We start from the raw sequence: 6956 nt of genomic DNA, 5'->3' as shown, positions 1-6956 counted from the left end.
TCAACGACATCGGCCTGATGGAAGACCGCGCCACGCTGCGCATCTCCAGCCAGCACGTGGCCAACTGGCTGCACCACGGCATCGTCACCGAGCAGCAGGTGCGTGACACCTTCGAGCGCATGGCCGCCAAGGTGGACCGCCAGAACGCCGGCGACCCGAACTACCGCCCCATGGCCGGCAACGTCAAGACCAGCAAAGCCTACCAGGCCGCGCTGGACCTGGTGTTCAAGGGCAAGGCGCAGCCCAGCGGCTACACCGAACCCCTGCTGCACGCCTGGCGCCTGAAGGTCAAGGCCGAAGCCTGACGCACAATCGGGTCAGAACCCAGGGAGCGCCCTGCCCGGCGCTCCCTTTTCTTTTTCTATTCCCGGCCCGGACACCGCCCATGACCCTGCAGTACCTGATCTTCGATGCCAGCGACGACGGCGAGGGCCTTGGCAGCTGGGAAGCCGTCGCCAGCGTGCGCGCCGCCGACGTGCCGCGGGTGCGGGCCGAAATCGACGTCCTGTTCGCCGCCGCCGAGGCCGACAGTCCCGGACCGCGCGGCCCGCTGGACGGACACGGCGTCTGGGACATCGACGTCGAGCAGCACGAGGACGGCGGCTGGCAGACCCTGACCGTCACCCTCATCGGCCCCTGGGCATGGGGCGAGTCGCTGCTGGCCCGGCTGGCGGACTGAGCGCCGGCAGCGCGATGGCCAGTGCTTCAGCGCACCCGCTGCACGTCCAGCGACGACACGGGCGAGGCGCGGTTGCCCCAGGACTGGCGCACGTAGGTGGCCACGGCCGCGATCTCGGCATCCGACAGCAGGGGTCGGAACGGTGGCATGCCGTAGGGCTGTGGATGCGCCGCCGTCGATGGCGGGAAGCCTCCGCTCAGGATCGCCTGCAGGGTGTTCACGGGTGAGGTCATGCCCACCGCGCGGTTGCCGGCCAGCGGCAGGTAGGCGTCCGGCGCGCCCTGGCCCTGCGCCCCGTGGCAGTCAGCGCAGTGCTGTTCGTACAGGCGACCACCCAGCGCCATCTGGTCCACGTCGGCCGGCCGGAAGCCGGGCCGGGCCGCCGGTTTCACGGGCAGGGCCTGCAGGTAGGCGGCCATCGCGCGCAGATCCTCCTCGGCCAGATGCGAGGTGCCATGGAACACCGCCTCGGCCATCGGCCCCATGACCGTGGCGCCCTCGACGCTGCCGTCGCGCAGCAGGGCCACGACGCGTTCGGCGGGCCACTCCTGCAGCCCGGCCTCGGCCGGGTCCAGCAGCGACGGCGCGTACCAGCGGCCGTCGGGCATCAGGCCACCGGCCCACATCGACGCCGTGCCGCCCAGCGCATCGCGTCCACTGTGGCAGGCGGCGCAGTGGGCCACGCCCTCCACCAGATAGGCGCCGCGGTTCCACTCGGCGTCGCGCGAGGCGTCCACGACCTGGCGGCCGGGCTCGAAGTTCAGCAGGCGCCAGACCGCCAGCGCGGCCTGCGTGCCATACGGAAAGCGCAGGGTGTGCGGCTCGACGGCGCGCTGCACCGGCGGCAGGCTGCGCAGATAGGCAAACAGCGCGTCCGCGTCCTCGTCCGTCAGCCGCGTGGTGTGGGCGTAGGGGAAGGCCGGGTACAGCAGGCGGCCGTCGCGCGAGAGGCCTTCGTGCAGCGCGCGCCGGAACGCCTCGGCGGACCAGGCACCCAGACCGGTTGCCCGGTCGGGCGTGAGGTTGCCGGCCACCAGGTTGCCGAAGGGCGTGTTCACCACGTGACCACCCGCGTAGGGCTCGCCACCCCGGGCGGTGTGGCAGGCCATGCAGTTGCCGGCCCTGGCCAGGTAGGCACCGCGCGCCACCTGCCCGGCCGACGGGGTCGGCTGCTCGCCCTCCGCCACCGGCGGCAGGGCGGGCGCCATGAGCTGCCGGCCCACGAGCGCCAGCAGCAGCACCACGCAGACGAGGAACACCAGGGCGATGCGGGTCAGGATGCGGCGGCTCATTGCGCACCTCCTCGCCGGGGCGGCTCCAAGCCACACGCCATGGGCATGGCCTGCACCAGGGCCGGCTGCGGATGCGCGTTCGCCGGCACCGGCTGCGCCGCCAGCCAGCCGGCCACCGCCGAGACGTCCTCGGGCGGCAGCATGCGCGCGATGCGGCCCATGCAATCGGGCTCAAAGGCATGGCGCAAGCCGGTTTGCCAGGCTCCCAACTGGCCAATGAGGTAATCGCGCGGCAACCCCAGCAGGCCGGGCACCGCCGGTGCGACGCCGGTCATGGCTGCGCCGTGGCAGGCCGTGCAGGCGGGCAGCCCCCGGGCAGGATCACCGTGGCGCACCAGCGCCTCGCCGCGTGCCAGGGCGGCCGGCGCAGCGGCCGGTGGCGACGGCGGCGGATACGGCAGATCGAGCCCGGCGAAATACCCGGCGATGTCGCGCAGGTAGGCGTCGCTCATGTGGTCCAGCAGGAAGCTCATGCCCGCGTTGTGACGGCGTCCGTCGCGGAAATGCAGCAACTGGTGGTACAGGTAAGCTGCCGGTTTGCCGGCGATGCGCGGGAAATAACCGCTGGCGGTTGCCCGCCCTGCCTGGCCATGGCAGAGTGTGCAGGCCTGCAAGCGCTGCGCCAGGGTGTCGGGAACAGCGGGAGGCAGCGCCGCGGGATCGGCATCGGCCGCCCGGGCGGAGAATGCGGCCAGCAGCGTCAGGCCCAGCGCCAGTCCATGGACGGCGCTTTTCAGGCTTGGTTTCTTGGTCTTCAATGGAGCGAACAACATCTCGGAGGCAGGCCGGTCATGGGCGAACCGGCCCGGCAGCAGCACAAACGTTTGACCATACCATGACGGCCTGTAGCCACCGACCCATGCCCGGAGAGCCCTCATGACCGCATCCGCTCCAAGCGCCGCACCGACACCCGACCCCGCCGTCTGCCCCCTGTGCGGGGGTCCCAACCGCTGCGCCATGGTCATCGAACCAGCCACCGGCAACACCCAGGCAGCCTGCTGGTGCAGGGATGCCGCCATCGACCCCGCCGTGCTGGCGCAAATCCCGCCCACGGCCCGGGGCAAGGCCTGCATTTGCGCGGCCTGCGCTGCAGGCGGCGACAAACCCGGCTAAGCTACAGCGCCCTGACCGCCACCATGAGCCACCCCAGCCCCAACCATTCCCTCGCCAGCCTGCAGGCACGCCATGGCGCACGCTACCGCTGGCTGCTGCTGCTGTCCGTCATGGTGGGCACCATGGCCTCGGTGATGTCCTCGACCATCGTCAACGTGGCCATCCCCGACATGAGCCACCACTTCGCGCTCGGACAGGAGCGCGCACAGTGGGTCACCTCGGGCTTCATGGCGGCCATGACGGTGTCCATGCTCACCACGCCCTGGCTGCTGGCCCGCTTCGGCTACCGCCACACCTACAGCGGCTGCATGTGGCTGCTGCTGGCCGGCGGCATGGTCGGCGGTTTCGCACAGCACTTCCCCCTGGTGCTGCTGGCACGCGTGGCCGAGGGCCTGGCCGCCGGGGTGGTGCAACCGATCCCGGCCATCATCATCCTGCGCGCCTTCGATGTCCGCGAACAGGGTCGTGCCAGCGGCATTTTCGGCACCGGCGTCGTGCTCGCGCCGGCCCTGGGCCCCAGCATCGGCGGCCTGCTGGTGGACGCCTTCGGCTGGCGCTCCATCTTCTTCATGGTGGTGCCCTTCTGTCTGATCTCCCTGTGGCTCGCCCGGCGCTACGTGCCGACCACCGCCCCGGGCGGGGCGGAAGTCGATCCGGACGCCGTGCTGGACTGGCGCGGCCTGCTGCTGGCCTCGGCCGGCACGCTGTGCCTGCTCAATGGCCTGGTCGATCTCAGCCGCGGCAACCAGACCAGTGCCTGGCTGCTGCTGGCAGGTGGTGCCGTGGCGCTGCTCGCGTTCACGGTGCTGCAGCGCCACATGCTGCACCGCTGGCGCCACGCCTCCGGCATCGCGCCGCTGATGAACCTGAGCCTGTTTGCCAACCGCCGCTTTGTCATGGGCTCGATCGTGTCCTTCATCTACGGCACCACGCTGTTCGGCTCGACCTACCTGCTACCGGTCTATATGCAGATGGGCCTGGGCATGTCGGCATCTCTGGTGGGCGTGATCATGCTGCCGGCCGGGCTGGTGCTGGCGGTGGCCATCACCGTGGTGGGCCGCCTGGTCGACCGCCACCAGACCCACCATCTGGTCAGCACGGGCATGGCCCTGCTGGCCGCCTCGTTTGCCCTGATGATGACCGTGAACGGGCACCCGCACACGACCATGGTCGTGCTGCTGGTCGTCTGGGCCAGTCTGGGCCGCATCGGTCTGGGCTTCATCGTCCCCTCGCTCAATGTCGGTGCCATGCGGGGCCTGCATCGCGCCGACATTCCCCAGGGGGCCAGCGTGATCAACTTCCTGCGCATGCTCGGCGGCGCCGCTGGTGTCAGCCTCTGCGGCATCGTTCTCGAATGGCGACTGGCCGTGCATGGCGAGAACCGCCCGGCCGCTTTCGACGACACCTTCCTGTTCCTGGCCGCCGTGTGCGCGCTGGCGCTGCTGGCCGCCTGGCGGCTGCGCGATGCGCCCGCCCAGGGCCGGTAAGCACGGCCCGCGGCACTATACTGGCTGCCTATGTGTCAGTTGCTCGGCCTCAACTGTGCCACCCCCACCGACGCCAACTTCAGTTTCACCGGTTTTCGCCAGCGGGGTGGCAACACCGACCACCATGCGGACGGCTGGGGCATCGCCTTCTTCGAGGGCAAGGGGGTGCGCCTGTTCCTCGACCACGACAGTGCCGCGCATTCGCCCATGGCCGGCTTCCTGGAACGCTACCCGCTCAAGAGCCGGAACATCATCGCGCACGTGCGCAAGGCGACCATCGGCCATGTCGGGCTGGAGAACACCCACCCCTTCACGCGCGAACTCTGGGGCCGGCACTGGGTGTTCGCCCACAACGGCGACCTGAAGGACTACCACCCGCACCTGCACTCGCACTTCCGGCCCATCGGCACCACCGACAGCGAGCGTGCGTTCTGCTGGCTGATGCAGGAGCTGTCCAAGTCGCACGCCGACCTGCCCAGCGTCGGGGAACTGACCCTGACCCTGCGCGAGCTGATGCCCCGGATCAGCCGCTTCGGCACCTTCAACTGCCTGCTGTCCAACGGCGAGGCGCTGTGGGCGCACTGCAGCACCAAGCTGCACTGGCTGGTGCGCCAGCACCCGTTCCGCAGCGCGACGCTCATGGACCAGGACTGGACCGTGGACTTCTCCCAGGTGACGCAGCCCGGCGACCGCGCCGCGATCATCGTCACCACCCCCCTGACCCGCGACGAAGCCTGGACCCCCTTCGCGCCGGGCGAGCTCAAGGTGTTCGTGGACGGTCAGCCCCTCGGGTAATCCCTCGCCTTCTACCGGGCCTCTGGCCCGGTGGCCCGGCAAGGCGGCAGGTATCATGAATGCCCGGCCCGGGCCGGGGCTGGCGCAGCCAGGCACCCCACCGGCCGCTCATCATCCAACGGAGACCGCGACATGCAACGACGTCATCTCATCGCCGGCGGCCTGGCCGCCGCCGCCCTGCCCGGCTTCACCCTGGCACAAGGCATCGAAAAGCCCAAGGTCACCATCGCCGTGGGCGGCAAGAACCTGTTCTACTACCTGCCGCTGACCATCGCCGAACAACTGGGCTACTTCAAGGACGAAGGGCTGGACGTCAACATCGTCGATTTCGCCGGCGGCTCCCGTGCACTGCAGGCCGTGGTGGGCGGCAGCGCCGACGTCGTCTCGGGCGCCTTCGAGCACACCATCAACATGCAGTTCAAGGGCCAGCCGATGCGGGCCTTCGTGCTGCAGGGTGCGGCGCCGCAGATCGTGCTCGGCGTCAATCCCAAGACCATGTCCGGCTTCAAGGGCATCGCCGACCTCAAGGGCAAGAAGATCGGCGTGACGGCGCCGGGCAGCTCGACCAACGTGCTGGTCAACTTCGTGCTCGCCAAGGCGGGCCTCAAGCCCAGCGACGTCAGCATCGTCGGCGTCGGCGCGGCCAACGGTGCCGTGGCCGCGATGCGCGCCGGCCAGATCGACGCGATCAGCAACCTCGATCCGGTGATCACGCTGCTCAACCGCTCGGGCGATCTGAAGATCGTCACCGACACGCGCAAGATGGCCGAGGCCGAGCAGGTGTTCGGGGGGCCCATGCCCGCCGGCTGCCTCTACGCACCGCAGAGCTTCCTGGACAAGAACCCGGCCACGGCCCAGGCCCTGACCAACGCCATCGTGCGCGCCAACAAGTGGATCCAGAAGGCCGGTGGCGGCGACGTCATCAAGGTCGTGCCCGAGAGCTATCTGCTGGGCGACCGCGCCGTCTACATCGACGGTTTCCTGGCCTCCAAGCAGGCGCTGTCGCCCGATGGCAGCTTCCCGGCCCGTGGCGCCGAGACCGCCTTCAAGGCCCTTGCCAGCGTGGACGAGAAGATCGCCGCCGCCAAGCTGGACCTGAACGCGGTCTACACCAACGACTTCGTGCGCAAGGCCAACGCCAAGTACAAATAAGCGACGCTCCCCTGCGGGGACCACGCCTGCGGACCGGCAAGCCGGTTCCGCGGCGTTCACGCCTTTGCGTCATTGGTAAACGGTATTGTCATGAGTCATCCCGCCATTGAGTTGCAGGGCGTTGCCTGCACCTTCGTCAGCAAGGACAACCCGGGCCAGCGCTACACCGCCGTCGACCACGTCAACCTGTCGGTGGGCGCGGGCGAGTTCGTCAGCGTGGTCGGCCCCACCGGCTGCGGCAAGAGCACGCTGCTGAACGTCGCCGCCGGCCTGCTGGAACCGAGCAAGGGCAGCGTGCGCATCTTCGGCGCGCCGCTGGCGGGCATCAACACCCGTGCGGGCTACATGTTCCAGGCCGAGAGCCTGATGCCCTGGCGCACGGCGCTGCAGAACGTGATGGCCGGGCTGCAGTTCCGCGGCGTCCCTGATCGCGAGGCG

8 protein-coding genes and 1 pseudogene are annotated in these 6956 nt (G+C 69.8%); 7 read left to right on the top strand and 2 right to left on the bottom strand.

Annotated elements, in window-relative coordinates; all coding sequences use genetic code 11:
- Positions 1–305, top strand: a pseudogene (locus tag PHQ87_RS09895) (malate synthase G); the annotation flags it as partial.
- A gap of 80 nt (positions 306–385) precedes the next feature.
- On the top strand, positions 386–679 hold the full coding sequence (locus PHQ87_RS09890; RefSeq protein ID WP_300233486.1) for a hypothetical protein: 294 nt from the start codon (positions 386–388) through the stop codon (positions 677–679).
- Between the two features lie 26 nt (positions 680–705).
- On the opposite strand, the gene PHQ87_RS09885 is transcribed toward PHQ87_RS09890, so the two are convergent.
- The gene (locus tag PHQ87_RS09885) at positions 706–1971 is read right to left on the bottom strand and encodes a c-type cytochrome (RefSeq protein ID WP_300233484.1); all 1266 of its coding nucleotides are present in this window, start codon (positions 1969–1971) and stop codon (positions 706–708) included.
- Positions 1968–2744, bottom strand: coding sequence for a cytochrome c4 (locus tag PHQ87_RS09880; RefSeq protein ID WP_300233483.1), 777 nt, complete (start codon positions 2742–2744; stop codon positions 1968–1970). The genes PHQ87_RS09885 and PHQ87_RS09880 overlap by 4 nt, the downstream gene beginning before the upstream one ends.
- Positions 2745–2847: 103 nt before the next feature.
- Here PHQ87_RS09880 and PHQ87_RS09875 point away from each other — a divergent pair, with 103 nt between their 5' ends.
- The 5 genes from PHQ87_RS09875 to PHQ87_RS09855 form a co-directional block, all read left to right on the top strand.
- On the top strand, positions 2848–3084 hold the full coding sequence (locus PHQ87_RS09875) for a cysteine-rich CWC family protein (protein ID WP_300233482.1): 237 nt from the start codon (positions 2848–2850) through the stop codon (positions 3082–3084).
- Positions 3085–3107: 23 nt separating this feature from the next.
- The gene (locus PHQ87_RS09870; protein ID WP_300233480.1) at positions 3108–4571 is read left to right on the top strand and encodes an MFS transporter; all 1464 of its coding nucleotides are present in this window, start codon (positions 3108–3110) and stop codon (positions 4569–4571) included.
- A 30-nt stretch (positions 4572–4601) separates the two neighbouring features.
- Entirely contained in the window at positions 4602–5366 is a 765-nt protein-coding gene (locus tag PHQ87_RS09865) for a class II glutamine amidotransferase (RefSeq protein WP_300233478.1), read from the top strand.
- Positions 5367–5498: 132 nt separating this feature from the next.
- On the top strand, positions 5499–6518 hold the full coding sequence (locus tag PHQ87_RS09860) for an ABC transporter substrate-binding protein (RefSeq protein WP_300233476.1): 1020 nt from the start codon (positions 5499–5501) through the stop codon (positions 6516–6518).
- A gap of 90 nt (positions 6519–6608) precedes the next feature.
- A partial coding sequence (locus tag PHQ87_RS09855; protein WP_300233474.1) for an ATP-binding cassette domain-containing protein occupies positions 6609–6956 on the top strand: 348 nt, incomplete at its 3' end.

It is taken from the genome of Hydrogenophaga sp. (assembly GCF_028698005.1).
GTDB lineage: Bacteria > Pseudomonadota > Gammaproteobacteria > Burkholderiales > Burkholderiaceae_C > Hydrogenophaga.
The sequence above is the reverse complement of the archived record's forward strand: the minus strand, read 5'-3'. Positions and strand labels throughout refer to the sequence as shown.